General features: G+C 73.5%; 1 protein-coding gene. It reads left to right on the top strand.

All coding sequences use genetic code 11. From position 1 onward, the window contains the following. Positions 1-968, top strand: a 968-nt coding sequence (locus tag ACWCO3_RS34715; protein ID WP_450014252.1) for a serine/threonine-protein kinase, incomplete at its 5' end; no start/stop codon positions are given. Positions 969-1,195: the final 227 nt, after the last annotated feature.

Genomic DNA, 1,195 nt, shown 5'->3' on the forward strand with positions numbered 1-1,195 from the left:
GTGTGGCGGTGACGCAGGAGGCGGCGAGCCTGACCGGCACGAACCAGGTCGTCGGCACCGCCCTCTACATGGCACCCGAGCAGGTCTCCAGGAACGAGACCACCCCGGCGATCGACATCTACGCACTGGGGGCCGTCGTCTACCACTGCCTCGCCGGCAGGCCCCCGCACCAGGGCGACAATGCCGTCGCGGTGGCGCTGCGGCATCTCGAAGAGGAGCCGCAGCCGCTGCCCGAGGACGTCCCGGAGGCGGTCCGGCGGCTGGTCGCCACCGCGCTGGCGAAGGAGCCCGCTCGTCGCTTCCCGACGGCGGCGGCCATGGCCACTGCGGCGCAGGCACTCACGGATTCGCCCGACCAGTTGCTGCGGACCGCCGTCGCAGCGCCGATCGGGGCACCGGTCGAACGCACCGAGGTGCAGCGTCCGGTCGCCGGCAGCGCGGCGAAGCGGTCGGGCGGCCCTGGGCCGAAGGTGATCGCGGCGCTGGTCGGATCGATGGCCGCCGCAGCCGCAATCCTGGTGTTCGCCGATCCCACCGGGATGATGCCGGGCCGGACCGGGCAACCGTCGACGCCACCCACTGTGTCGCCGACGGTGCCGTCGCCACGCGAGCCCGGCCCCGGCGCCGGCGGCGGTGACCCGGACACCCCAGGCTCTGCCGGCCTGCCGGTCCGCGCGACTGGCTCTGCGACCACGACCCCGACGCCCAGCGGCTCGGCCGGCGCGGGAACGGACGGCCAATCGCCGTCTCCCGGTGAGAGCACCGGGGGAGGGCCCGCGCCCACCTCGTCCGAGAGCGCCCCGACCGATCCGACGACAGCACCGACGGGTGGTACGACAACGGAGCCGACCGAGACGTCCTCGGAGGAACCCGAGGAGGAGCCCGAGGGGGAGCCGGTGGCGGACCCGACGAAGAAGCCGTCGGCGGAGGAGTCCGCGGCGGAGACCTCATCGGTGCCGCAGCTCTAGTACGGCAACGGCAGCCGCCCGCCGCCCGCCCAAGATTCGCGCAACGTCCCCGATGTTGCTGCCTCCAGCTCCCAGGAGACACCAACATCCCTGATGTTGCGCGGATCCTGGCAGCGAGCGCTCGGCCCGGGCCGAGCCCGTTTCACGAGGACTGGCCGGCCTGCCGATACCACTCTGGCGTGGCGGCCGAAGCCGCCACGCCACGGGGGGGGTTGAAGTGTTTGACA

Source organism: Micromonospora sp. NPDC002411 (assembly GCF_053592955.1).